At 42.0% G+C, this 26,265-nt stretch carries 19 protein-coding genes; 10 read left to right on the top strand and 9 right to left on the bottom strand.

Annotated features, from left to right (window positions below; all coding sequences use genetic code 11):
* Positions 1-68: 68 nt before the first annotated feature.
* Entirely contained in the window at positions 69-1,418 is a 1,350-nt protein-coding gene (locus tag V7D18_RS13775) for an ABC transporter substrate-binding protein (RefSeq protein WP_426154847.1), read from the bottom strand.
* Between the two features lie 321 nt (positions 1,419-1,739).
* Between V7D18_RS13775 and V7D18_RS13770 the strand changes: the two genes are divergently transcribed.
* The 9 genes from V7D18_RS13770 (at position 1,740) to V7D18_RS13730 (ending at position 12,619) form a co-directional block, all read left to right on the top strand.
* On the top strand, positions 1,740-3,617 hold the full coding sequence (locus V7D18_RS13770; RefSeq protein WP_426154846.1) for a sensor histidine kinase: 1,878 nt from the start codon (positions 1,740-1,742) through the stop codon (positions 3,615-3,617).
* A gap of 5 nt (positions 3,618-3,622) precedes the next feature.
* A complete protein-coding gene (locus tag V7D18_RS13765) occupies positions 3,623-5,236 on the top strand; it encodes a response regulator (protein ID WP_426154845.1) in 1,614 nt (537 codons plus the stop codon).
* Between the two features lie 12 nt (positions 5,237-5,248).
* Positions 5,249-7,057 (top strand): heparinase II/III domain-containing protein, encoded by a 1,809-nt coding sequence (locus V7D18_RS13760; RefSeq protein WP_426154844.1) that lies wholly within the window; start codon positions 5,249-5,251, stop codon positions 7,055-7,057.
* A gap of 283 nt (positions 7,058-7,340) precedes the next feature.
* A complete protein-coding gene (locus V7D18_RS13755; RefSeq protein ID WP_426154843.1) occupies positions 7,341-8,489 on the top strand; it encodes a sodium ion-translocating decarboxylase subunit beta in 1,149 nt (382 codons plus the stop codon).
* A gap of 16 nt (positions 8,490-8,505) precedes the next feature.
* Entirely contained in the window at positions 8,506-8,661 is a 156-nt protein-coding gene (locus V7D18_RS13750; RefSeq protein WP_426154842.1) for an OadG-related small transporter subunit, read from the top strand.
* Between the two features lie 228 nt (positions 8,662-8,889).
* Positions 8,890-9,429, top strand: a complete 540-nt coding sequence (locus tag V7D18_RS13745; RefSeq protein WP_426154841.1) for a DUF4489 domain-containing protein — start codon at positions 8,890-8,892, stop codon at positions 9,427-9,429.
* Between the two features lie 138 nt (positions 9,430-9,567).
* The gene (locus V7D18_RS13740; RefSeq protein WP_426154840.1) at positions 9,568-10,170 is read left to right on the top strand and encodes a DUF4489 domain-containing protein; all 603 of its coding nucleotides are present in this window, start codon (positions 9,568-9,570) and stop codon (positions 10,168-10,170) included.
* Positions 10,167-10,910, top strand: coding sequence for a hypothetical protein (locus V7D18_RS13735; protein ID WP_426154839.1), 744 nt, complete (start codon positions 10,167-10,169; stop codon positions 10,908-10,910). Before V7D18_RS13740 ends, V7D18_RS13735 begins: the two co-directional genes overlap by 4 nt.
* Positions 10,911-11,251: 341 nt before the next feature.
* Positions 11,252-12,619 (top strand): hypothetical protein, encoded by a 1,368-nt coding sequence (locus V7D18_RS13730; RefSeq protein ID WP_426154838.1) that lies wholly within the window; start codon positions 11,252-11,254, stop codon positions 12,617-12,619.
* A 51-nt stretch (positions 12,620-12,670) separates the two neighbouring features.
* On the opposite strand, the gene cls is transcribed toward V7D18_RS13730, so the two are convergent.
* Positions 12,671-14,221, bottom strand: coding sequence for a cardiolipin synthase (cls, locus tag V7D18_RS13725; protein ID WP_426154837.1), 1,551 nt, complete (start codon positions 14,219-14,221; stop codon positions 12,671-12,673).
* A gap of 166 nt (positions 14,222-14,387) precedes the next feature.
* Here cls and V7D18_RS13720 point away from each other — a divergent pair, with 166 nt between their 5' ends.
* Entirely contained in the window at positions 14,388-15,494 is a 1,107-nt protein-coding gene (locus V7D18_RS13720) for a DUF362 domain-containing protein (protein WP_426154836.1), read from the top strand.
* A gap of 29 nt (positions 15,495-15,523) precedes the next feature.
* Here the strand turns inward: V7D18_RS13720 and V7D18_RS13715 are convergent, their stop codons facing one another.
* From V7D18_RS13715 to nifJ, 7 genes are all read right to left on the bottom strand, one after another.
* Entirely contained in the window at positions 15,524-17,440 is a 1,917-nt protein-coding gene (locus V7D18_RS13715) for a sulfatase-like hydrolase/transferase (RefSeq protein ID WP_426154835.1), read from the bottom strand.
* Between the two features lie 126 nt (positions 17,441-17,566).
* On the bottom strand, positions 17,567-18,049 hold the full coding sequence (locus tag V7D18_RS13710; protein WP_426154834.1) for a zinc-ribbon domain-containing protein: 483 nt from the start codon (positions 18,047-18,049) through the stop codon (positions 17,567-17,569).
* Between the two features lie 83 nt (positions 18,050-18,132).
* On the bottom strand, positions 18,133-20,298 hold the full coding sequence (locus tag V7D18_RS13705) for a DUF6449 domain-containing protein (protein WP_426154833.1): 2,166 nt from the start codon (positions 20,296-20,298) through the stop codon (positions 18,133-18,135).
* Complete coding sequence (locus tag V7D18_RS13700) at positions 20,273-21,172, bottom strand: ABC transporter ATP-binding protein (protein WP_426154832.1); 900 nt, start codon at positions 21,170-21,172, stop codon at positions 20,273-20,275. The genes V7D18_RS13705 and V7D18_RS13700 overlap by 26 nt, the downstream gene beginning before the upstream one ends.
* A complete protein-coding gene (locus V7D18_RS13695) occupies positions 21,169-21,564 on the bottom strand; it encodes a GntR family transcriptional regulator (protein ID WP_426154831.1) in 396 nt (131 codons plus the stop codon). Before V7D18_RS13695 ends, V7D18_RS13700 begins: the two co-directional genes overlap by 4 nt.
* 94 nt (positions 21,565-21,658) lie before the next feature.
* The gene (locus tag V7D18_RS13690) at positions 21,659-22,420 is read right to left on the bottom strand and encodes a DUF4397 domain-containing protein (protein ID WP_426154830.1); all 762 of its coding nucleotides are present in this window, start codon (positions 22,418-22,420) and stop codon (positions 21,659-21,661) included.
* Between the two features lie 184 nt (positions 22,421-22,604).
* Positions 22,605-26,144: a pyruvate:ferredoxin (flavodoxin) oxidoreductase gene (gene nifJ, locus V7D18_RS13685; protein WP_426154829.1), complete on the bottom strand. Its 3,540-nt coding sequence runs from the start codon at positions 26,142-26,144 to the stop codon at positions 22,605-22,607.
* Positions 26,145-26,265: the final 121 nt, after the last annotated feature.

The raw sequence follows: 26,265 nt of genomic DNA, 5'->3' as shown, positions 1-26,265 counted from the left end.
CAAATCAGAAGTTTTTAAATAAGGCGGGCCGTTATATGCTGCCCGCCTGTTTTTGTTACCACGCTGCTTTACTTGCCAAGAATTGCGCCGATCTTTTCATTCATCTGGGCAATGCCGTCATCTGCAGTAATACTTCCTGTCATGATTGCATCATGTGCTTCATTTAATACAGTTTCGATTTCAGAGCTCTTTGGATTAACAGGCATCTCTAAGTACAGCTTGGAAGTGTTAAGAGCCTCAACGCTGGTTCCGTCTGCCTTGGGGAATCCGTCTGCACTGGATACAAGGTCTGCCACTGTGCTGTTCATAACAGCCGGAATGGTTCCGGTAGAAGCAAGAATCTCTGCTCCGTCTTTTCCGCTTACAAAGTTAATGAATTCCCATGCAAGATCCTTATGAGGTGCATTGGAAGGAATTGCAAGAGAGGTAATGGTAGCAAGTGTGGATCCTGGCTCTACGCCTTCTGCATGAGGATATTTCACAATTCCCCAGTTGGTGCAGTCTGTATATTCACCGGTACGGATCTTTTCCATTAAGGTAGAAATAAACCAGGTACCCATGTTCATCATAGCGATGTTACCCTGTGCAAATGCACCGGAGTAGTGAAGTCCGCTGGTCTTTAAAGTAGCATAATCCTGGCATACGCCGTCTTCCTGCTCTTTTAATACCATATCATAGTAAGGTTTTAAGAAATCATATTTTCCGTCAATAATGGTATTTTTTCCGTCAAGTACACCAAACAGCTGTACTGCAGATCTCCATGTATGATAATGTGCACCGTATACTTCCTGTCCTGGTGTGTCTACCGTTAAGCTTCTTGCCAGCTTATCATACTGTTCAAATGTCATATCGTTGGTTGGGTAAGCAACGCCTGCCTTATCAAAGATATCTTTATTATAGAACAGCACCCAGAAATCGTTGCGGAATGGAAGCTCATATAATTTATTTTCAACCTTAATCTGATCGGTAAGGCCTTTATACTGGGCTAAATCCACTTTGGAAGACTCAATGTAGCTGTCTAACGGCTCTAATACACCTTTGTTTACCAGAGTCATGTATCCTGGAACATCCTTTACAGTTACCACGTCAAAGTCAGAACCGCTTCCTGTAAGCTCGGTTGCCAGAACTGTCTGATAATCGGTAGAGCCAAGATCCACCATCTCGATTTTAACATCCGGATGTGCCTTTTCAAATGCATCGATCAGTGGCTGATAATAAGTAGTGGAACTGATATCCCATACGGACCATTTAAGTGTTGTCTGTCCTCCTGCTGAGGCTGTCGTCTCTGCTGCCTTTGTCTCCGCTTTGGTTCCTTCCGTTGCTGCAGCTGTGGTTTCTTTGGAACCGCCGCTGCATCCTGCAAGTGCAGTAACTGCCATGGTGCAGGCAAGCGCAAGGCTAAGTGCTCTTTTTTTCATTGTATTCCCTCCTGATTTGAAATTGTTTTCAGTAAACCCCTTGTGATTTACTATGTGTCTATTATAGCGCTCTGACCATCTTTTTAAGAATGGAAATTATCTAAGAAAATATTCACTATTTATTCACAATTTAATTCTGTATTTCTAAAACATGTATTATTTTAAGATAAACAGTAAAATTTATCTTTTGTATACATATTGACCTGTTTTTATAAAAATATCACGGTTCTTTTCATTGACATTTAACAGGAAATAGGCTAACTTAAAAAATGGCAACGTTGTAGTAAAATGCACTTATTATAGAAAGGACTGGTTTTTATCATGTTGAAAACGCTGATTCCCAAAACAATACGGGGTAAAATCATGATTCTGACGGCGGCTGTTACGCTGCTTATCACAGTCCTTACAACTACGGTCTGTTTCTCGGTGTTCCAGTCGTTTCTCAGAAAAAACCAGGTCCAGTCCGCAGAATTCAGTCTTCAGGTTGTAAGTAATAACATAACTGCTGATATGAAGGACATCATTTACTTCAGCAAATGGTGCTGTTCTAATGGAATTATACTGGACTATTTAGAGGCATTTAAAGATCTGCCAAAGCTTCCCACCGCTTCAAAGGATTCCAGTAATATGCGTCCCATGGCTCTTTCCACCCACAACCGTTTTAAAGAAGAATATTACAATACCAGGCCTAACGAATATATGTCAAGAGTTATTGTCTCTTCTACAAACGAAAACAACTTTTTGCAGATGGCTTCCTCAGTCAGCACCTCCTCCCCTTACGCTGCCAAAATTATCAGCCAGGAGGATTTTTTCCGTCCTCTTTTTGATGCAGAGGATTTTGAGTGGATCGGCCTGGTACATGATCCGTTTTCCAGTATCAGCAGAGATCAGTTTATCCCCATAGTACGGCCTGTTTACAATGAATTCAGCTCAGAAATTATCGGCTGGACCTATGTTGAAATATCAACCAGACTATTTACCGATTATCTGTCTTCCTATCCCCTTCCGGAGGACAGCCTGCTTTTTATTAATATTGGAAACAAAACATATCGTTTTCAGTCAAACACCCTGGTGGAAACGGAAAAACCATATGAGATTGTAAAAGAACCGGGAAAAAAAGATTCTCTATCCACAGGAACCCTGATTCAAACTGCCGCCATGAATAACGGGGATACGCGGATCCTGGTAGAACGGCCCATAGAGGGGATCGATGGCTGGAGCATCACACAGGTTTTATCAGAACAGCAGTTTAAACAGCAGAAATATTTATATACACTGTTAATTATCGGAATCTGTGTTTTTATCGTCTCATTGGGAATTCTGCTTGCAATCCTTTTAAACCGCTTCATTATGGACCCCATCCATAAGCTTAGCAATAAGATAGACAGCATTTCAACCGGTGATTTTTCAAAAGACAATACCATTGAATGGAATCATGAACTGGGTCAGATCGGACGAGGCATCAACACAATGTCCGGCAATATTCTCATGCTCATGGAAAAACGGGTTTCAGATGAGAAACAGAAAAAAGATTTGGAATACCAGATTCTTCAAAGTCAGATCAATCCTCATTTTCTTTATAATACACTGAATTCCATCAAGTGGATGGCGACCATACAAAATGCGGGAGGTATTGCAGATATGACAACTGCTCTTGCCCGGCTTCTAAAAAATGTATCAAAGGGGACCGCTTCCATGATTACGTTAAGGGAAGAGCTGGATCTTATAAAGGACTATTTTCTGATACAGCAGTATCGCTATGGCGGCAGTGTAACAATTGAATATCAGATAGAATCCGATGAGCTTTACGACTGCCAGATTCACCGGTTCTCTCTCCAGCCCATCATTGAAAACGCCCTCTTCCACGGAATCGAACCTACCGGAGCGGCAGGCAGGATCATTGTATCGGCTGAAGCAACTGATGCTGCAGGAAAAAAAGCTCTGATGATCCGTGTAACTGACAACGGAATCGGAATGTCTGAAGAAATGATTCATAAAGTTCTCCGGGAAGATACGGATTCTCATAATAAAACAGAATTTTTCCGGCACGTAGGAATCAGCAATGTAAACAAACGGATTCAATATGATTTCGGGCCAGAATACGGAATCACAATCACAAGCCGGGAGGGTGAGTTTACCACCATGACCATTCGGCTTCCTTACGTGCTGCGCACAGAAAATCAATCGGCAGAAAGGTAACAGATATGACAAAATTATTAATCGTGGATGATGAACCTCTCGTTCAGATTGGAATAAAATCCATGTTAAACTGGGTAGATTACGGAATTGAAATCTGTGGAACTGCAGTAAATGGCCAGAATGCTCTGGACTTAATTGAAGAATATTCGCCGGAAATCGTCATCACTGATATCCGCATGCCTATCATGAACGGTCTGGATCTTGCAAAGACCTGCCGGGATAAATTCGGTAAGATCCCTTTGTTTATTTTCCTCACCAGCTATGAGGAATTCCAGCTGATCAAAGAAGCAATGTCCTACGAGGCGGTGGATTATTTAATCAAACTGGAGCTGAATGCCGGATCCCTGCTGGAATCCGTACAAAAGGCTCTTTCACGGCTGGAAAGTCTCCGGGTTTCCATAGAATATAAGGAATCAGGCCGTCCCCTGCTTCAAAGCTATTATGAAAAATTTTTCATGCGGCTCCTTCATAATTTATTTGACAGTGAGGAGCAGTTCGAACTTCAGTCAAAGGATTTAAAGCTGAGTTTTACTGAGAATTGCTACTTCGCAGCATTTTGTGAAATACAGGAAAACAACCATGGGGATATGGAATACAGTAAGCTGATGAATCTTTATAACAGCACGCTCCAGATGGCAAGAGAAATTATAACCAAGCATCTGCCCGCCTATGTGGTATCTCTGGATATGAAGCATTTCGCGGTGGTATTTCATCTTGATTCCATGGATGCTTATCAGGATGAGACCGTTAAAAATGCCTTTTCCAATGCTTCAGAAATGGTGAACAATTATTTTAATGTCACCCTTTCCACTGGTGTGGGTTCCCCCTTTTCCCAGCCATTAAAAATCAGCGAATCATATCAGGAGGCCCGCCAGGCTTTTGGCCGGATGGACCGCTCCCAGTCCATTATTTTTTTTAACAGCAGTGATACGGATTCCATACGGAACGCTTTTAATATTTCTGTCTTTAAAGTGGAAATTACAAAAGCATTTAATGAATTTGATACAGATGTTCTCTCCCGCACTTTAACAGAGATTATAGAACTGTTTGAAGCCCATCCCCTGCGTTTTTCCCAGGCTGCCGATGGTGCCTGCAATATACTCTATCTGGCATTGTCCCTGCTGCCTGACGGAGAGGCAAATATGGCAGAGATTTTCTCTTCCTACAGCGACGGCTACCGTTCGATCTACCGCTTCAGCAATGTGGAACAGATCGTGGAATGGATGACTGTGCTTCGTGACGGCTTATGTGAGATCTTAAGATCCAAACGAAAAACCTATAAGGCCCATGTTATTACAAACGTGCAAAAATACATTCACAATCACGTTGCGGAAAAGCTCAGCTTAAATGAGGTGGCCGGAGTATTTGGTCTAAGTCCCAATTATTTAAGCATCCTGTTTAAAAAGAACTGCCAGCTGGGATTTTCCGAATACATTGCCCAGGCAAAGATCAATAAAGCAAAGTCGCTTCTGCTGGAGCAGGACATGAAGATTTACGAAGTCGCTGACCAGTTAGGCTTTGAAAGCGCCTTTTATTTCAGCAAAGTATTTAAAAAAGTCACAGGATACTCTCCCAGGGACTTTATTCAGCAAAATACCCTGGATCCTGAGGAAAAATAAGGAGAATACATCATGATTACAGAAATCTTTCAACACTTAAACAAACCCATATCCTGCTTTAACCCATTCTTTCCTGCTTCACAGCGGGAGGCCTGGGAATCTCTGCCAGAGGATTTAAGATCCCGCCTGATCAAAAACGGAGAAGAATATCTTCATTTCGATTATCCATCTCTTACTGCGACTGATTTCATGGAATTTTCAAGGACAGGAAACCGAAGTCATTTTCAGGATAAGATGTTTTTAAGACGGACAGCCTTAAATTCGCTGGTTCTGGCCGAATGTGCAGAATATAAAGGGCGTTTCCTTGACGATATCATCAACGGACTTTATTTAATCTGTGAAGAAAATGCGTGGCAGCTCCCTGCCCACAACTCTTATATCCGCGATACGCCTCAATTCATCCTTCCTGACGTAACCCGTCCTGTCATCGATTTATTTGCTGCTGAAACCGGAGCAGTCCTTTCCATGGCTGAATATCTTCTTCGCCGGGAGCTTCTTCAAATAAGCCCGTTTCTATCAGCAATGATTAATAAAAATCTGGAAGAACGGATCTTTACTCCTTATCTCAATGAACACTTCTGGTGGATGGGAGACGGGAAGAGCCATATGAATAACTGGACGGTATGGTGCACCCAGAATGTTCTTCTCTCTGCTTTTACAAGAGAGACTGATGAACCGGGGAAGAGACAGATTCTTGATAAAGCATGCCGGAGCATGGATTATTTTCTGGATGAATACGGAGAAGATGGCTGTTGTGATGAAGGAGCCCAGTATTACCGCCATGCAGGATTATGCCTGTTTAATTGTCTGGAGCTGTTAAACGGCATCACGGATAATTCTTTTGAACCCGTATACTTAAATGAAAAAATCAGGAACATTGCCGCATACATCTTAAATGTTCATATCGACGGTATCTATTATGTAAATTTTGCAGACTGTTCTCCTGTTGCCGGCCGCTGCGGCGCCAGGGAATTTTTATTCGGCAAACGGACGAAAAATCAGGAACTGATGGCTTTTTCCGCTTCCGATTATCAGAACAGCGAAGATCCCTTGGATGTCAGTGAACATAATTTATTCTACCGGCTCCAGACCGTTTTCACACATGCGGAAATGCAGGCTTTTGACAAAAATCCTTCCATCAGACATAAGGACTTCTGGTACGAAAGCGTTGGAATCTTCATCGCCAGGGATGAACAACGGTGCCTGGCAGTTAAAGCGGGTGATAACGATGACAGCCACAATCACAATGATACCGGCAGCTTTACCATTTATAAAAACGGCAGGCCTCTTCTGATTGATGTAGGCGTAGAAACTTATACCAAAAAGACATTTTCACCGGAGAGGTATGAAATATGGACAATGCAGTCCCGTTATCATAATCTTCCCTCTTTCCTGGATGGAGATACTGAAATCATTCAAAAAGACGGAGCTTCTTATGCCGCGAAAAACGTCTCATATGAGCTTGGTTCCTCTGTCTGCAGCATCACAATGGACATTGCTGACGCCTACCCCGACGATCGCATCCATTCTTATCAGAGAAGTGCCGTTTTGGAAAAAGGCGGACAGATTGTAATAAAAGATCATTACGAGGGAGCTCTCTTACAGCCGGTATTATCCCTGATGTTTTATGAGGAACCAATAATAGAGGGAAACCGGATCATCATTGGAAATCTGGGGAGCCTGACCGTAACTGGCTGCTCCCACATGAAAAAGGAATGTATTCCCATAACGGATGATCGGTTAAAAACAACATGGAAGCATGATATCTACCGGGTTCTGGTGACAATGGATACAAACGATTTCGTATTGACGATTGAATAATTTCAGACCGCTTCACCTGTCTCATGAAGGCAGATGAAGCGGTCTTTTATCACCTAAATAAATGAAAGGTAAGGAAAATTATGCAATATTAACCAATCATTAACAGAGAAAATGCAAGAACACATTGACATCAATAATAGTAATAGTTTAAGATTAAACTGTTTATTTTTATCTTTATTTTACAAATTTAAGAATATATTTACAAATTACATTATCGATTCAGACAAAGACACATGCAGAGGCAAATATATTCAAACAAACCAAGCTAAGGAGGATTTTTATTATGGAGTTTTTATTGTCAGGTGTTGCAGCAATTACTTGGCAGCAGTTGGTTATGTATGGAATCGGAGGTTTATTAATCTATCTTGCCATAGCCAAAGGTTTTGAACCCGCCCTGCTTCTGCCCATGGGTTTCGGAGCCATTCTTGTTAACCTGCCCTTATCTGGTGTACTTAATCAGACAATTGAAGGAGTGGGTGACGTAAACGGAATTATACAATGGCTGTTTGAAACTACCATTGAGTCTTCGGAAGCTTTGCCTATTCTTTTGTTTATCGGAATCGGAGCCATGATCGATTTTGGTCCCCTGCTATCCAATCCAAAAATGTTTCTCTTCGGTGGTGCAGCGCAGTTTGGTATCTTTTTTACGATCTTACTGGCAGTGCTTTTCAACTTTGATTTAAATGATGCCGCCGCAATCGGTATAATCGGCGCTGCCGATGGTCCTACCTCCATTCTGGTTTCCCAGATCATGCATTCCCGGTACATGGGCGCAATCGCTGTTGCTGCGTATTCTTATATGGCGCTGGTGCCAATTGTACAACCTTTCGCTGTCAGACTTGTTACAACGAAAAAGGAACGTATGATACGGATGGAATACAATCCGGCATCTGTAACGAAATTAACCAGAATTTTGTTTCCGATCATTGTTACCATGGTCTCAGGTCTCATTGCACCTCAGTCTGTTGCGCTGGTAGGCTTCCTGATGTTTGGAAATTTAATCAGGGAGTGCGGCTGTCTGGGAAGCTTATCAGATACCGCACAAAACACGCTTGCAAACCTGATCACTTTGCTGCTTGGTATTACAATCTCCTTCAGTATGCAGGCGGAAGCCTTTGTAAATGCCAAAACCTTACTGATTATGCTGCTTGGGCTGGTTGCATTTGTATTTGACTCAATCGGCGGTGTTCTATTTGCCAAATTTCTGAATCTGTTCCTGAAAAACAAAATCAATCCAATGATTGGGGCTGCCGGAATTTCTGCTTTCCCCATGTCAGCCCGTGTTATTCAAAAGATGGGACTTAAGGAAGATCCCACAAACCATCTTTTAATGCATGCCATCAGCGCAAATGTGGCAGGACAGATTGGCTCAGTTGTTGCAGGAGGAGTTGTTATTAATATTGTAAGCCAGATACTTAAGAATATGGCTTAACTGAAAGGAGTACGATATGAATACGCAAAACGTGATATACGCTTTAGAGATCATGGGAAAAGGCATGGCTTCTATATTTCTAGTAATTGGAATTTTAACCTTAATTGTCGTCCTGCTATCAAAGATTACTAATACGTCTGGATCAGGACAAGATGATACTTCAAAAGAATAAGGACATGTTTCATGAGCAGATAACAATGACTCTGTTTTTTCATTGTTATCTGCTCATTTTTTTATTTTACCCCAAAAGCTTCTGCTGTTCGAACCTGAATCTTAAAACTAGTGGCATATAAAATTTTCAGTAAAAGTGTAGCATATTTTTTTCTCTCTAATATAATGTAGTATACCATGACGGTATAATTAGAAAGCCTTAATTATCAAGTAAAATGGAGGTCACATCATGAATGATCAAGATATCAGAACAAGCGAATATGATGGAGATGAAATTCAGGACTATTCGTGCAATTGCGGCTGCTCATGTGAACGGCCCAAAAAGTTTCTTAAACCCAACCGGACAATCTTAAAGTGCGGCAGCCCGGGAGGCGTGTCTCTTCCAGCATTAACAGCTGCCGGTTCTACCTTTACTTTAGCTTCTGTTACTGTAGATACTAAATATTTAAAAAGACCTTGTATCAAATTTGAATTTGCGAGCAATGTCATAACCACCGCTGCTGTCATAACTCTCAATTTCCAGTTGTTTAAGCAGTGTAAAAATCAGATTACTGCTCTTCCGGTAGGACCAATCTGGACATTCTCACGGGCCGTTGCGATTACAGACAGCAATACTTTTAGCTTCTTTGTCTGCGACTGCGATTTCTGTAGCGATGATTGCTGCACTTACAGCGTAGTTGCTACCGTAGCTGGTGTTGCTTCAGTTGGCGTAACCGCCATTAACAATGCAACTCTTGCAGCACTCATTGTAGATAACGAATGTTATTAATAAAACCTGAGAAACAGCAGGAAGCAGGGCCGTATTATTTGCAAATAGTTGCATGAACTGACTTTCTTCATAGATAGAGCATTTGGTCTTACCGGCCGAATACTCTATCTATGAACATTCATATAAGGAGCTATCGCCATGTATAACTGCTTTTTCGGTATGCCTTTCCGTCGAAACATGTCATATAACAGAACGTTCAATAAAAATCCTCAGCCTGCCCATACAAAAACATATGACAGCCGGCAATATCCGAAAAGCAATCATGAGCGCCCTGTAAAATATTCTGCTGCTGATGATGTTCTGTTAAAGAGTTCTGAATTAGGAGGAATTATTCTACCTGACAGTTCCGAAAGGGGCGCTACATATATCGTAGCATCAATAAACCTGGATACCTCCACTTACAGAAATTATATCATATATTTTAATTTCTCCTGTAATATTGAAACAATCAGTGCCAGACTGCATCTTCGTTTTCAGCTGGTCAGACAGGAGGCCTGCCAGTTAACGAAGATTCCTGTCAGTGCAAATTATGTTTATGCCAGAAATGTGCTGGCAACAGAAACTAATATACTAGCATTCACAGCCTGTGATTGTAATCCGTCGAAATGTAAATGCTGTAATTATATCGTATATATGGAAGTTATGGGTTTTGACACCACTGGCACCATCATAGTTACAAACCCGGTTCTATTCGCATCTCTCATTGAGGATAACAATAAAAACCAGAAAGGAGAATTATGATAAATCATACCATGAAAAGATTCAAGAATTCCATGATTAATATAAATAAAAATACTTTTAAATGGGAAGACAATATGATTCAAATTCCCAATATTTCCCGAATATGGGTTGGAAACTGTTTTAAAGATCAATTACCGGTACATTTATATATAATTTTATTTTTTATAGCTTTATCTGGCTTTAATCAGGCAGTCCGCATCATTTTGCTGATTATCCTCATCACCTGCCTCCTGGTTTGGATAGCATGGTACTTGAAAAGAAAGGATATTAAAGATATTAATATTGAGATAAATACAGGAATAATTTTTTCTTTTGCTTCCAATAATGAAGATTTTACTCAGCAGGTATACGAACTAATTATTGACCATTTAGCAAAAAAAGAGGGTTACTCTGATATAAATATAGATTTTAGCGGTGATGGTAAAATAGATGAAATTACTTTAGAAGTTGAAGAAAAACCCATCACGAAAGAAATAATTAATGTACAGTCAGTAAAAGAAACCAGCCCGGTAATCATTGATCTTCAAAAATTACTTGCTAAATATGCCGATAAAAGCACTGATGATAAGGACACTTTGGAGCTTATTGAAAATACGATCATGCTAACGCAATTTAGCGATAATGAAGGAATTAAGCAGTCTTTTAGTGAATTTATTAAAAAAGGATTGATTAATGACTGTAATGAGCTTGGATTATATTCTTTGATTGAAGCAATCAGAAAAGCTGTTTATAACGCATGATATAAAAGTTGTTTTTTATACGAAACCTCCATTCAAAAAAATGATGCTTTTTACTCCTTTTTGGTAAAGATTCAGCGTAAAGCACCTGCTAAAAAGGAGTTTTTTTCTGTTGGAAACAAACACTCTGCAAATCCATTTTCTTAACATTGTCAGGCTCATTTCTCTCAATTGGGACAACCGGAATTCTTCACCCAAATCGTGTAAAACAATCAAACAGCTGAATTAAATTCTAACAAACTGAAGGATAGATACATATGATATGTTATAAAGGTGTGTATAAGCCCTTTATAATATAGTTTCCGAACTATAAGAATGCTACACGTTGGCAGGAGGAAATAACTATGAATGATTGTAGAGATTGGGATAATAATCGCTGCTGTTGCGGACCGCAGGGACCCAGAGGACCACAGGGTCCCAGAGGCTGTCCTGGACCTACCGGACCACAGGGTCCCAGAGGCTGTCCTGGACCTACCGGACCTACCGGACCACAGGGAATTCCAGGACCTGATGGACCTACCGGACCTACCGGTCCTATCGGGCCTACCGGGCCTACCGGTGCTACTGGCGCTACCGGTGCTACCGGACCTACCGGGCCTACCGGGCCTACCGGACCTGTAGGCGCTACCGGCGCTACTGGTGCTACCGGACCTACCGGGCCTACTGGCGCTACCGGTGCTACCGGCGCTACCGGCGCTACCGGACCTACCGGGCCTACCGGCGCTACTGGCGCAACTGGCGCTACCGGACCTACCGGACCTACCGGCGCTACCGGCGCCACCGGCGCTGCTGGGCCTGCCGGACCTACCGGACCTACCGGACCTACCGGACCAATAGGACCTGTCGGGCCTACCGGACCTACTGGCGCTACTGGCGCTACTGGCGCTACCGGCGCTACTGGCGCTACCGGACCTACCGGACCTACCGGGCCTACTGGCGCTACCGGTGCTACTGGTGCTACTGGCGCTACCGGACCTACCGGGCCTACCGGACCTACTGGCGCTACCGGTGCTACCGGCGCTACCGGACCTACCGGACCTACCGGACCTACCGGACCTACTGGTGCTACCGGCGCTACTGGCGCTACCGGACCTACCGGGCCTACTGGCGCTACTGGCGCTACCGGTGCTACCGGACCTACCGGACCTACCGGCGCTACTGGCGCTACTGGCGCTACCGGACCTACCGGACCTACTGGCGCTACCGGTGCTACCGGTGCTACCGGACCTACCGGACCTACCGGCGCTACTGGCGCTACTGGCGCTACTGGGCCTACCGGACCTACCGGACCTTCTGGAGCAGCCGCGCAGTTAAGAGGTATCGAAGTACAGCTTAGTACAGGAACTTCTGTAGCAGACGGCAGTCCCGTTATTTTTGATACAGTACTGATTGACCAAAGTCTCAATATTGCTTATGATACCACTACAGGTGTCGCAACCATTAATGCCACTGGAGTATATTATGTATCCTGGTGGATTTCTACAGATGGTGCAGGACCTTCCACTTATGTTGAATTTACTACTCAGGTAAATGGCAGCGGAGGTACTGTTGCTGACTCACCGATTGTAACAGGCCAGCTGAATGGATCCGCTCTGGTAACCGTAGGTGCGATCCCCGCAACTGTGCAAATTATTAACACAACCGGTCAGACAGTATTCTTCGGTGACACTCCAGTTAAAGCTCATATGATAATCCTTGAAGTTTCGCTTTAGTTTATCCATTAAAACATGAAAAGCGCCGGTTTTCATTCCGGCGCTTTTTTGTCACATAAGCGGTGCAAATAACCTGAGTGCACGCCCTGCAAATCTCTCATACCATGGATCATTTGGTATATCTTCCAAAGAAATTCTTCTGCATAAGGACAACGTTTCCTGGAAATCCCGTTCAACCTCCCGGATTACCTCATTCCGGTACAGATACGTTCCGCATTCAAAGTGAAGATACAAACTTCTGAAGTCCAAATTGATTGTTCCTACTGCTGCCTTTGTATCATCACTTGTAAATACTTTTGCATGCATGAATCCCGGTGTATATTCCCATATTTTAACTCCTGACCTGATCAGTTCCCCATAATGTGATTTAGCAAGCAGAAACGCGTATTTTTTATCTGGGATATGAGGAAGAATAATGGAGACATCCACTCCTCTTTTCGCTGCAAATGTGAGCGATTTAACCATCTCATAATCAAGGATCAGATAGGGAGTCATAATATGCACATATTGTCTGGCATTATTAATGATGTCAAGGTAAATCTCTTTTCCAACTGCCTCCGTATCAAACGGACTGTCTCCGTAAGGAATCACAAATCCCTCCATATTAAGCTCCAGGGGGTAAAAATACTCCGGATCTCTTAAATAATTATCGTATTTTTCCGGTTCTTTTTCAGATATATTCCACATTTGAAGAAACATCATGGTAAAGCTGGTTACGGCATCTCCTTTCAGCATAATACCCGTGTCTTTCCAATGACCAAACCGAACTTTTCTGTTGATGTATTCATCTGCCAGATTTATTCCTCCTGTAAATGCAGTATGTCCGTCCACCACAAGAATTTTTCTATGATCCCTGTTATTCTGGTAACTGGATAGAACCGGTCTGATTGGGGAAAATACTTTTGCCATTAACCCCTTTTCCTTAAGAATTTTAATATAATTATGAGGAAGAAACGTGAAAGAACCCATGCCATCATACATAATTCTCACTTCTACCCCTTCCCTGCTTTTCGTTTCCAGCAGTTCCAGTATGCAATCCCACATCTCCCCTCTCTCAATAATAAAAAACTCCAGAAAAATAAATCTCTTTGCAGCCGCCATTTCCCGTTTCATGGCTTCAAACATTGCCTCTCCAGAAGGAAAGTATTGTGCATTGGTATTTCCATATGCCGGATAATGTCCGGATTTTTTGATATAATGAGCCAGATTTGCATTTCTTCTGCTGACTCTGGATAATTGCTCTGATACCTTTAAGTTCTGCTCCAGATAGCACTCCGTCTCATTCATACTGGATATTAACTTCTTTTCCATAAAGCGTTCAATAATCTGCAGCTCTGCCATCATATAGAAAAACGTACCAAAAACCGGCACCGCTGTTACAGGAATCATCCAGCTCATTTTAAAACTGGGATTGTCTTCTTTATTTAATATATAAATAATAACCAGCGCACTGAGCAACGTAACAGCACCATAAAAATACGCCAGATAATAGCTCAGAAAGCGGAATGCTGCGGCCAGAACAAGAATTTGTATCACAAGTGAAGCAACTGCAAACATCGTCCTTCCAAAAATAATCCGTAGCATTTTTTTGATATAACCCATCTTTTGTACCTCCACGTTTCCTTACATGGTTCCTATTATACCGCCTGGCCGGTTATCTTGCAAGAGTCTGGAAATGAACCGGCAGCCACAGATAAGTCTGATTGAAATCCCCTTTTATTTACAGTATAATAGCATAATAATAAAAATTATCAAAAGGAGACCATCTATGGAAAAATCTAAGGTTTATTACACAAATTTTCATACCACTTTCCGTGAAAACCTTCCTCAAAAGCTTGCCCGGCTCATTAAAACAGCCGGAATGACCGAGCACATTCATTTCCAGAATAAATATGCTGCAGTAAAGATTCATTTTGGAGAACTGGGCAACTTATCATTTTTGCGTCCTAATTATGCGAAGGTAGTGGTTGACTTAATTAAAGAAGGCGGCGGTAAACCGTTTTTAACTGATTGCAACACTTTATACGTAGGAAGCAGAAAGAACGCCCTGGATCATCTGGATACTGCCTATGAAAATGGATTTTCCCCCTTCTCCACCGGCTGCCATGTTCTGATTGCCGATGGTCTGAAGGGAACAGATGAAATTCTGGTTCCCATAGACGGGGAATACATTAAAGAAGCTAAAATCGGACGGGCTGTCATGGATGCTGATATTTTCATATCTCTCACTCATTTTAAAGGTCATGAAAGCACAGGCTTTGGCGGAACATTAAAAAACATTGGAATGGGCTGCGGATCCAGAGCCGGAAAGATGGAGATGCATAACGCCGGGAAACCTCATGTAACAGAAGAATCATGCATCGGCTGTCATGCCTGCGAAAAAAACTGTGCTCACGATGCCTTCTCTTTTCAAAATAAAAAAGCATTCATTGACAGCAGTAAATGTGTCAGCTGCGGCCGCTGCATCGGTGTTTGTCCAGTCGATGCCATCGAATCAGATTGTGATGAATCCAACGATATTCTAAACTGCAAAATAGCGGAATACACCCAGGCAGTCTTAAAGGACCGCCCCCACTTTCATATCAGCCTTGTGATGGATGTTTCCCCTTATTGTGACTGCCATTCAGAAAATGACATCCCGATCATACCAGATGTGGGCATGTTCGCTTCTTTTGATCCCGTTGCGCTGGATGTTGCCTGTGCCGACGCAGTTAACAGACAGCCAGTTATGGCAGGAAGTATTCTGGAAAAACATGGAAGCCATCATCACGATCATTTTAAAGACACTCATCCCAATACAAACTGGGAGTCTTCCATTGAGCACGCAGTTAAAATAGGACTTGGAAGTGCCCAGTATGAGCTGATTTCCATATAGAAAAAGAGAGAGGAACCCCCTCTCTCTCTTTAATCAGACCACCCCAGATGATAAACTCCATCCTCACTTAAGGGAACTTTGTCCCTTCCGATCTGCCACACAGATATTTCGCTGTTATTGATCTTCTTTTCAGGAATATCCTTCGCTATAATCAGCTGAGGCCACACAAACGTGGTATCTGCCTCTTTTCCGTCAAAACATATTTTAGAATAAGGAGTGAAATTCTCTCCGTAAATCAGCAGATTGGAATCATTGTAAACCACCTTATCAATTTTTATCTTATCTGTTCCCATCTTCAAATTGGTTTTCTGGTATGGAGTTTCTCCGCCATAAACTTCATGTTCTCCATAAAGAATATCATACTCCAGGTTTTTCATGTCCTCCAAATATTTTTCCTTGTCTGTATTTTCACCATTTAAATATTTTTGATGAAACCGGATCATGGTACCTTCGTGGATATTCAGCATATTAAGGACGTGAGAAGAAATCTGATAAGCCTCCACATCCTTTTTAACCACTGGCAGATTCATGTTATTCCAGATGACGTATTCCGTCTGGAACAGAGAGTGATTCTTCATATCGTCCTCACTCCATTCAAAACCCGGAAGATGATCTCCATACATCACCAGTACAATAGGTTCTTTGCGGGTTCTTAAAGTATTAACAAGTGACCGTATAAATTGATCCATCTCGCTGATCTGCTGGCAGTAATATTCAAAATTCGGATACTTTCCGTGTCCCTGCACCGATATGGTATAGATATAGTCCGGCCCAGGCGTGGAGTCTAACGTCTTTATAATCTCCCCGGTCAAAATTTTATCCTTACACCAGCCAGTAGGATTGCGCTCAATATTGTTCATATATTCAATGGGAGTAAATGTATCAAATCCCAGCTGGGCAAATACCCTGTTTCTGTCATAAAAGGTAGCTTCATTGTTATGAATGGTGTGAGCCGTATAACCCAGATTTTTCAAATCAAACGCAGTACTCTCACAGGATGTTTTTTTAAGAACTGTCTTATATGGATACTCACCTGGTCCGAAGAAGTCCAGATTCATGCCTGTTATGGATTCAAATTCAGTATTGGCTGTTCCTGCTCCAACAGAAGGAACACTTATATATCCGCCCGGATAGTTTTTCTGCAGCTGGTGGAAAAAAGGTATGGGATCATACGTCACCGGGTTATTTTTCCACAAAGAAGGATCAAAAAACGATTCCAGCTGAATCATAATCACATTGGGTTTGGTGTTCTCTGTAATTGCATAAGTATTCTCAGGCACCAGTTCCTCTGACTGAATGGTCTCCAGTGTCTCAGATCCGTATCCTTCCGGCTTTGATATACCGGTATTAAAAACGGAATTGGAAAAGCAATAAGGAAATCCATAGGTTTTAAAGCCCTGACCGATATTACCAAAGTGAACAGCCACAAGTCCGCACTTCATGGCTCCGCTGGTAATACCAAGTACCAGCACGGTACTTAAAAATATTACAGCCATACCGGAACCAACCCGTGTCTTCTCCTGACTGACCGGTGCTTTTTTCCAGACTCCCACCAGTAAAATAATTGCAACTACTCCTGCCACACCCATGAAAATAATCTGCATCCAGGTAAAGTAAACCGTAGCAAGACTCATGGCATACTTCACCAATCGTAAATCCGCTGCTGTAAATGGCGTTGTACGGAAAATCAGAAGTATACCGTTTACAATTCCCATAAAAATCCAAATAAAAGTTATTAAAAAACAGGCAAATGCTTTCCGCCTTGTAATAAATATGACTGTAAAAGGAAGTAGGATGATCAAAGTATTAAGTAAAAAAATTAAAAAACTATTTCCTATATAAGAACCCAGATTAAACAATGACTTCCTGCTTGCCAGCTCAATCACAATATTAATACCTGCAGAAAGAGCCAGGAGCCTGCAAAGCCATCTGATATAAGCTTTCATAGTATACCTCATTTTCTAAACTCGTTTGCTGACCGGGTTTAGTCTATCACATTTTACAGCAAATTTACATACCTTTTTCAAAAAAATAAATTTAAAAAGGACCGGATCAAGTCCGGCCCCTCGTTATTATTCCTGTTCTTCCGTAGGTTCAAACACGTCATCATTCACAGCGTTGATGCCTGCAGTTACATTTACTTCCTCTGCCGATGCAGTCTGTTCCTTCTCATCCGTCTCTTCTGGAACAGGATCAGCAGCAGCTTCTTTCACAGGCGCTCCGCATTTTCCGCAATACAGGGAACTTTTCGGAACCTTGGCTCCGCACTCTGCGCAGATACGGCTGCCTTCGCTTTGGGTCAATTCAATCTCCAGAGCGGCAATTCTTGCCCGGCTGGCTCTGACAGTTTCATAAGCCTTAGTATAAGCTTCCTTTGGCTCACTGTTGTCTTCATAATACAGTTTTCCGATGACTGCATAAGCCTCTTCCAGCTTAGTCTTTTCTGCACCGATCTGTGTCTTCAGCTGTATCGTCTCAGTCAATGCTTTCGCCTTCGTTGCAACCTCTTTGCCGGTATCACTAAGTGTCTTTCCCAGCTCTTCAAAAAATGCCATCCGTGATTCCTCCTTTGACTTTTGCTCCTACTATTGTAACTTTATTGGAAGAAAAAGTCAATGAAAGTCTGATTTCACACTGCTCATTTTGGTTTGACTGCATCTCTTACCGAATCAGGAAGCAGTTTTAAAGGCACTGTATACTGGATCTCACTGCGGCTGCCAAGTGCGCTGCTGACAGCGGAAAAACTGATCCGTTCTGTGTTCGACATACCAAATGGGTTCATGCCCACATACTCTTCAATTGCTGCCTGACTCATAATTTGAGTAATCACCTGGGGATCAGTGATCGTATAATACCTGGCACTGCTGTTTTCGTAACTTTCTTTTTCATACTCAGAATACAGGCTCAAATCAAAATTAATTTCTTTCATTCCCTCAAAGGAAGTCCAGCTGTCTACATCAAGCTGGCATTCTCTTAATAATTCAAGAGTATTTTTAAAGGATGGATAGATCGGATAAAACCCTCTGGAAGTCACATCACTATACTGCCAGGAATTTTGATTTTCCTCTCTTGTGCTGTCCGCCTCAGCCTGCTTCTTAGTCATAAACTGTATGGAAGCCACTGGATTTTCATTGTTCATAGTCTCCACTTTTAACTGTCCAAAATCCTTCTGGTATGCGAGAAGCAGTTTTTCCGTCATAGCCTTATCTGTACCGTTCTTATCACGGCTCACAATACTGGACTGTGATCCTCTGCTGACTCTTACCGCAGATGTGTTTTCAGCCGTCTGACTGAAAATAGGATACACAGCCTGAATGAAATCCGGATCTTCATATAGCTGAGTCAGTTCTTCTTTCATATCTGCATCTCTTAAGGAATAACTGCGATAAACATTTTTTCCATTCTTCAAGGTGTATTTCACAGAAAAATCATGCCACATTCCCTCTTCATCCCAGTTGGAAGAACTAAGCTCTTTCCAATCCGTCCCCCTGTTATTTTTAACTGCTTTTTTCACCATGGACAGAACCGGGGTATGATTCTTGAGATTCATGTGAGCGAAAATATAGTGATCAGAGCTTTGATATTCCCATTGATACTCTCCCTGAAGATCCTGGCTCACATCTCCATAGGAAACCCAATAATTTTTATCTGTAAGAGAAACCGCAATGGAGTCTATGGAACTCTCCGTCGGAATATAGCTGTCATATTTAAACAGATCAAGCTGAAAACTGGCAAATATCAACGCTGCCACAAGAGCGGAAGCAATCATCTGTTTCCAGTGGGAAAATAATTTTCTAAAATCAAAGTGATATATAATTTCAATAACGCAGTGAGATAAGAACATCCCGCAAAGCAGTCCAAACACTGCCCAACCAAAATCCGAACGGATCAGCCAGAAAAAGAAGCATCCGGAAAGAGACGATAAAACAACAATGGGAATCCGGATAATTGGCATACTGATTTTAAAAGCCATTGCCTTTTTCGCGGACTCGGAACCCCTTTTCTTGTACAAAAGCAGACAAAGAAAGGTAAATATGATAAATAATACAGCCACAAGTATAATTTGTAACCCTCGGAGTCCGTCTGATCCCCTTCTAGCAGCAACTATATTAGAAATAAATATTGCATAAGGAGAAGATTTCATCAGAAACGGGAGGAATAACTCTTCTCCACTCTTATAGCTGGTAACAAAGAAGTGTCCATAGCATCCTTGTATAATCATAAGTAAAAGCGTAAAATAACCTTCAAACACTGCAGTTCCGAGTATACCCACGATCACGCTGCCTGTCATAATCATCGCCAGGACCGTAACGGCATATATCATGGAATAATGCAGCAGATAAAGCAAATAACCTGAAACCACAGAGCCCATAAGACTTGCAGGAGATATACCATAAGCCGCTATAACACCGAGGGATAGAATTAAATTGATTCCGTAAGCTGCTGCTACAATTAATATACCATTCATGTAATTGGCCCAGAATAAGTGTTTTCTGTTCACGGGAATACCATGATAGAAGTCAACTTTCTGTTTGGAATGGAGATAAGAAAAACTTGTAACCCCCATTATGATAGATAAAACAATCATCAGGAATGCAATCCAGCCATTCTGAAATCCCAGCAAATCCCTTAACTCAGAGATCATAAATGCCCGGCTTTCCTCCTGCTTCAAGAACTCTCCTATAATCATGGCTATGGCTACCGGAAGGGAAAAGAAAAACATCAAAAATGCAAGAGTCACTGCCCAGAGCCTGCGCTTTCCATCTTCCTTTATCAGATTAAAAAATAAGCTTTTTGATGTCATATCCTGCCACCTCCGTCTCACTTATAAATATTTCTTCCAGCGATAAGGGAATAATCTCATAGAATACCGGCTGGAGTGACTCCATCATTCCAATAACCGCTTCCTTTGTTCCCCGCACTGTCATGGTATAAAGCTTTCCCCGCGTCTCAGTCTTAATCCGGTCTAATGACGCCAGATCCGCCTCTGTCATACCATCTTTTAAAACACACTGAACCTTATGAATATTCAGCTTTAAATCGTCTAAATCTCTGGATAGTAAAATACCGCCTCTATGCAGCAAGCCTACATGGTCACAGATATCCTCAAGCTCTCTTAAATTGTGAGAAGCAATAATAGGAGTTAAATTTCTTTCCGCCATATCATTTGCAAAAATACTCTTTACTGCCTGTCGCATAACCGGATCCAGACCATCAAATGTCTCATCACAGAACAAATAATCTGTATTGGCGCTGATGCCGCAGGCCACAGACAGCTGCTTCTTCATACCTTTTGAGAAGGTATGCACCTTTCTTCTCATCTCAAGACCGAAATTACCAATCAGACTTTCAAAACGCTTCCGGTCAAATTCCGGGTAAACTTTGCTGTAGAATTCCATCATGTCCCTGGGAGTCGCATTATTAAAATAATACTGATCGTCTGAAATATAGAAAAATTTCTTTTTTACACTCTCATTTTCAAAAACAGACTCTCCATCTATGGTTACGGTACCTTCATCCGGCTTTAAAATTCCGCTTAGCAGCCTTAAAAAAGTACTTTTTCCGGCTCCATTGGTTCCAATCAGACCAAATACATTCCCATCTTTTATCTCAGCACTCACATGGTCCAATGCCATAATGCTGTCAAATCGTTTTGTCAAATTCTCTGCCTGAATCATTCTTCTGCTCCTCCCCCTGATTTAGATCCTTCCATCACCCATTCCTCTGCCAGCCATGAATGGGCTTTATCCTCTTTTAAACCGGCCCTTTTTGCCTCTTCGACCCAGCCGCCAAGCTTATTCTTTAATTCACTGGTTTTCAAAGCACGAATGGAGCTGGTATCTGCTACAAAGCTGCCTCTTCCTTTTACAGAATAAATAAATCCCCTCCGTTCAAGCTCCGTATAAGCTCTTTGAATCGTATTAGGATTAATGGACAAATCAGTGGCCAGACTTCTTACAGAGGGCAGCTGGCTGTCTTGTTCCAGAACTCCGCAAATCATAAGGTCTTTTAATTTTTCCACAATCTGTTCGTAAATAGGTCTGCGGTCTTTATAATCAAGCAGAATCATAGTTCACCTCTTTCTTAACTGTACTAACACTTTTAATACACTTAATATAGCAGATTGCCTCCGATTTGTCAACCGGAGGCTGGAAAATATTTCATTAATTTTTTCTATCTTCAACAATCAGAATCCGAATCGCGTTTATTGTAATGCTCCAGTTAAAAACATATAATGTATAAGAGGCATTTCCTCTGATATAAATATTAGAAGAAAGAAGAATATTTTCACTCTGGGTACTGCTGTTCATTACCGAAACAAGATAAAAACCTGTTTTCTGGTATTGAAAACCCGTAACCTCCTTATAATCCACTTCCCTGAATGTAAGTACTCCGCCATTTAAAAAGACGTTCACTTTTCGATTAGTAATAGACAAATTACAAACCCGAAAGCACCCTGTGCTAATCCCCCCATTGCAGTACATATCCATAATCTCCATAATATCAGGACCGGAATCTGAATTGATAACTGCTACTGTAATTGCCTGCCCCACAGGAACTTCTATTTGTTTTTCTATATAAACATATCCGTTTTCTCCTTCCACTGTCACCGTCTGCGTTTCAGCTGAAACTCTCCCGTATTGGCTCATATCCCCATTATCCAGTCCATTCACTGCAAGCTGTTTATTAATATAGATCTGAAATGGATTATAACCGGCGGCTGCATTCAGAAACCTCACCAGTCCATATTCACTGTTATTACAGAAGTAACATGGTATTATTGGCTTAGGAAATACAGTTATCACAGAAGAATTCTGATTGTCTGTTTCAGTCCCAGAATCTGACTGGGGTTTATTAACTTCCTGATTAGAATCGGGACTTTGATCTTTATTTGTATCATTTCTCATATAATAAATGATTCCCATATAATTCCTCTTTATTATCGTTATATAGTAAGTTTATTCCGCGAACAATCCTCAGTGCCTGTCTGAAATCAATCATCCTGCATTTGTTATAAGGATACTGGAAGATTTCTAATGGTATTTTCACTACTTCTCAAAAAAAATGCACCCGGATAACCGGGTGCACCTTTTTTTATCAGTAATTCAATTATTCATTTCCGTATAAAGTAACCAGCTTCTGCAGATATTCAAATCTTGCTTTTGCATCGTCCTCATTCTTACCGAATAATTCAGCTGCTCTTTCAGGATTCTTCATAGCTAAGGATGCGTAACGAACCTCACCCTTTAAGAATTCCTGGTATCCTTCCAGTGCAGGAGCCTTGCTGTCTAAGGAGAACTTCTTCTCAGCAGCAGGATTGAAACGGAAGTTATTCCAGTATCCGCACTCAACAGCAAGCTTCTCTTCTGTCTGTGCCTTTGACATACCCTTCTTGATACCATGGCTGATACATGGAGCGTATGCGATAATTAAGGATGGTCCCGGATATGCTTCTGCCTCTGCAATTGCCTTAACAGTCTGATTGTAATCAGCACCCATAGCAATCTGTGCTACATATACATAACCATAGCTCATGGCAATACTTGCAAGATCCTTCTTCTTCGTATCTTTTCCGCCAGCTGCGAACTGTGCTACTGCACCAGTCTTGGTAGCCTTGGAAGACTGACCACCTGTATTGGAATAGATCTCAGTATCAAATACCATAATGTTGATGTCCTTACCGCTTGCAAGAACGTGGTCAACACCGCCGAAACCGATATCATATGCCCAGCCGTCACCACCAAAGATCCACTGAGACTTCTTGCCAAGGAAATCCTTTCCTTTCACAACAGCTTTGGATAATTCGCAGTCAACTCCCTCTAATGCTGCAACCAGTTTATCGGATGCAGAACCATTGGTAACACCGACATTGAATGTGTCTAAATATTCTTTGCATGCAGCTTTTACTTCATCAGATGCTTTATCGGAATTGCAGATTTCTTCTACTTTATTCTTTAATCCTTCTCTGATCGCATTCTGAGCTAAAAGCATACCATAACCGTATTCCGCATTATCCTCGAATAAGGAGTTAGCCCATGCAGGACCCTGTCCCTTAGCATTTACAGTGTAAGGTGTAGAAGGTGAAGAGTTACCCCAGATGGAAGAACATCCAGTTGCATTTGCAATGTACATTCTGTCACCGAATAACTGTGTGATTAATTTTGCATAAGGTGTCTCGCCGCAGCCTGCACATGCTCCTGAGTACTCAAGAAGAGGCTGTTTAAACTGACTGCCCTTAACAGTTGCTTCTTTGAATTTATCAATAACTTCCTGCTTGATTGGCAGAGTCTGACCATATTCAAATGTTTCCTGCATTACATCACAGTTTGCTTCCATGTTAACCATGGTAAGAGCCTTTTCGCCCTTCTTTCCAGGACAAACATTAGCACAGGAACCGCAGCCGGTACAGTCAAATGCAGATACAGTGATTGCGAACTGATATCCTGGCATACCGGTCATTGGAAGAACTTTCATGTTCTCAGGTTTCTTAGCAGCCTCTTCCTCTGTTAAAGCGATTGGACGGATAACAGCGTGAGGACATACATAAGAACAGAAGTTACACTGAATACAGTTGTCCGGATTCCACTGAGGAATGGTTACTGCAATACCACGTTTCTCGTAAGCAGCAGATCCGGAAGGTGTGGAACCGTCAACATAATCAACAAATGCAGATACTGGTAAGGAATTACCGTCCTGAGCGTTGACCTTTGTCTGAACGTTGTTAACAAAATCAACAACATCCTGTCTTCCATCTGTGATCTTCTTATAATCAAGACCTTCGTCTTCGCAGTTCTTCCAGCTCTCTGGAACTTCGATTTTAACAACGCCCTTTGCACCGGCATCAATTGCTGCCCAGTTCTTCTGAACGATCTCTTCACCCTTACGGCCGTAAGTTGCCTTTGCAGCAGCTTTCATAAGCTCGTTTGCTTTTGCTGCAGGAATGATTCCTGTCAGTTCAAAGAATGCAGACTGAAGAATGGTGTTGATACGGGTTGCACCCATACCAGTTTCGATACCGATCTTAACACCGTCAATGGTGTAGAATTTGATGTTGTGCTCAGCAATATACTTCTTAACCTGTCCAGGTAAGTGCTTTTCAAGACCTTCCTGATCCCATGGGCAGTTTAATAAGAACACACCGCCGTCAACCAGTTCCTGAACCATATTGTACTTACGGATATAGGAAGGATTGTGGCATGCTACGAAATTAGCTCTGCGGATTAAATAGGTTGATTTAATCGGCTTATGTCCGAAACGTAAGTGAGACATCGTGATACCGCCGGACTTCTTGGAATCATAATCGAAGTAAGCCTGTGCGTACATATCAGTATTATCACCGATAATCTTAATGGAGTTCTTGTTGGCACCTACGGTACCGTCAGCACCAAGACCCCAGAACTTACAGTTAGAAGTACCCTCTGGAGTAGTGACGATCTCAGCTCCTGTCTCAAGAGAAAGGTGAGTTACGTCATCCACAATACCGATGGTAAACGGAGTCTTTGTCTTGTTCTCGTAAACAGCTACGATCTGAGCTGGAGTAGTGTCTTTGGAACCAAGGCCATAACGTCCGGTAAGGATCTTAACCTGATCAAACTTTGTTCCCTTTAAAGCCGCAACAACATCTAAGTATAACGGTTCGCCTAAAGAGCCTGGTTCTTTTGTTCTGTCTAAAACAGAAATAGTTTTAACTGTATCAGGAATTGCATCGATCAGAGCCTGTGCGCTGAATGGTCTGTAAAGACGTACTTTTACGACACCAACCTTATGGCCTGCTGCAACTAAATAGTCAAGGGTTTCTTCAATTGTATCATTAACAGAGCCCATGGAAATAATTACATGATCTGCATCTGCAGCGCCATAGTAATTGAAAAGTCTGTAATCAGTACCGATCTTTGCATTCACCTTGTCCATATATTTCTGAACAATTGCAGGCAGTGCATCATAGTACGGATTGCATGCTTCTCTTGCCTGGAAGAAGATGTCAGGGTTCTGAGCAGAACCTCTCAGACATGGATGATTTGGATTTAATGCATGACTGCGGAACTCATCAACTGCATCCATATTTACCATCTCTTTTAAGTCTTCATAATCCCATGTTTCAATCTTCTGAATCTCGTGGGAAGTACGGAAACCATCGAAGAAGTTAATAAATGGTACTTTACCCTCAAGAGCTGCCATATGAGCAACCGGAGTTAAGTCCATAACTTCCTGTACGCTGGATTCGCACATCATAGCACAGCCGGTCTGGCGGCAAGCATAAACATCAGAGTGGTCACCAAAGATTGATAAGGCATGGCTTGCAATAGCACGTGCAGATACATTGATAACGCCAGGTAACTGCTCGCCGGCAATTTTATAAAGATTAGGGATCATGAGTAACAGACCCTGGGAAGCTGTATAGGTGGTAGTCAGAGCACCAGCTGCCAAGGAACCGTGAACCGCACCTGCGGCACCTGCCTCAGACTGCATCTCTGTAATGTGCACTGTCTGGCCAAAAATATTGGTTCTTCCGTCTGTAGACCATTCATCTGTAGCTTCTGCCATAGGTGAAGACGGGGTTATAGGATAGATTGCCGCTACATCAGTAAATGCATAGGATGCATGTGCTGCTGCATGGTTTCCATCCATGGTTTTCATTTTTCTTGCCATTCTTGATTTCCTCCTGCAAATGTGAATATTTGTATAATTTGGTTCCCCTTAGGGGAAAGTGACCTGACATTATTATAACAATTATTCAACAAAAAGCAAATATTAAAACTGGAAAATAAAG

The sequence above is a fragment of the Lacrimispora sp. 38-1 genome, from assembly GCF_049890855.1.
Lineage (GTDB): Bacteria > Bacillota > Clostridia > Lachnospirales > Lachnospiraceae > Lacrimispora.
Note: the sequence above shows the minus strand (reverse complement) of the source record. Positions and strands in the feature narration are given on the sequence as shown.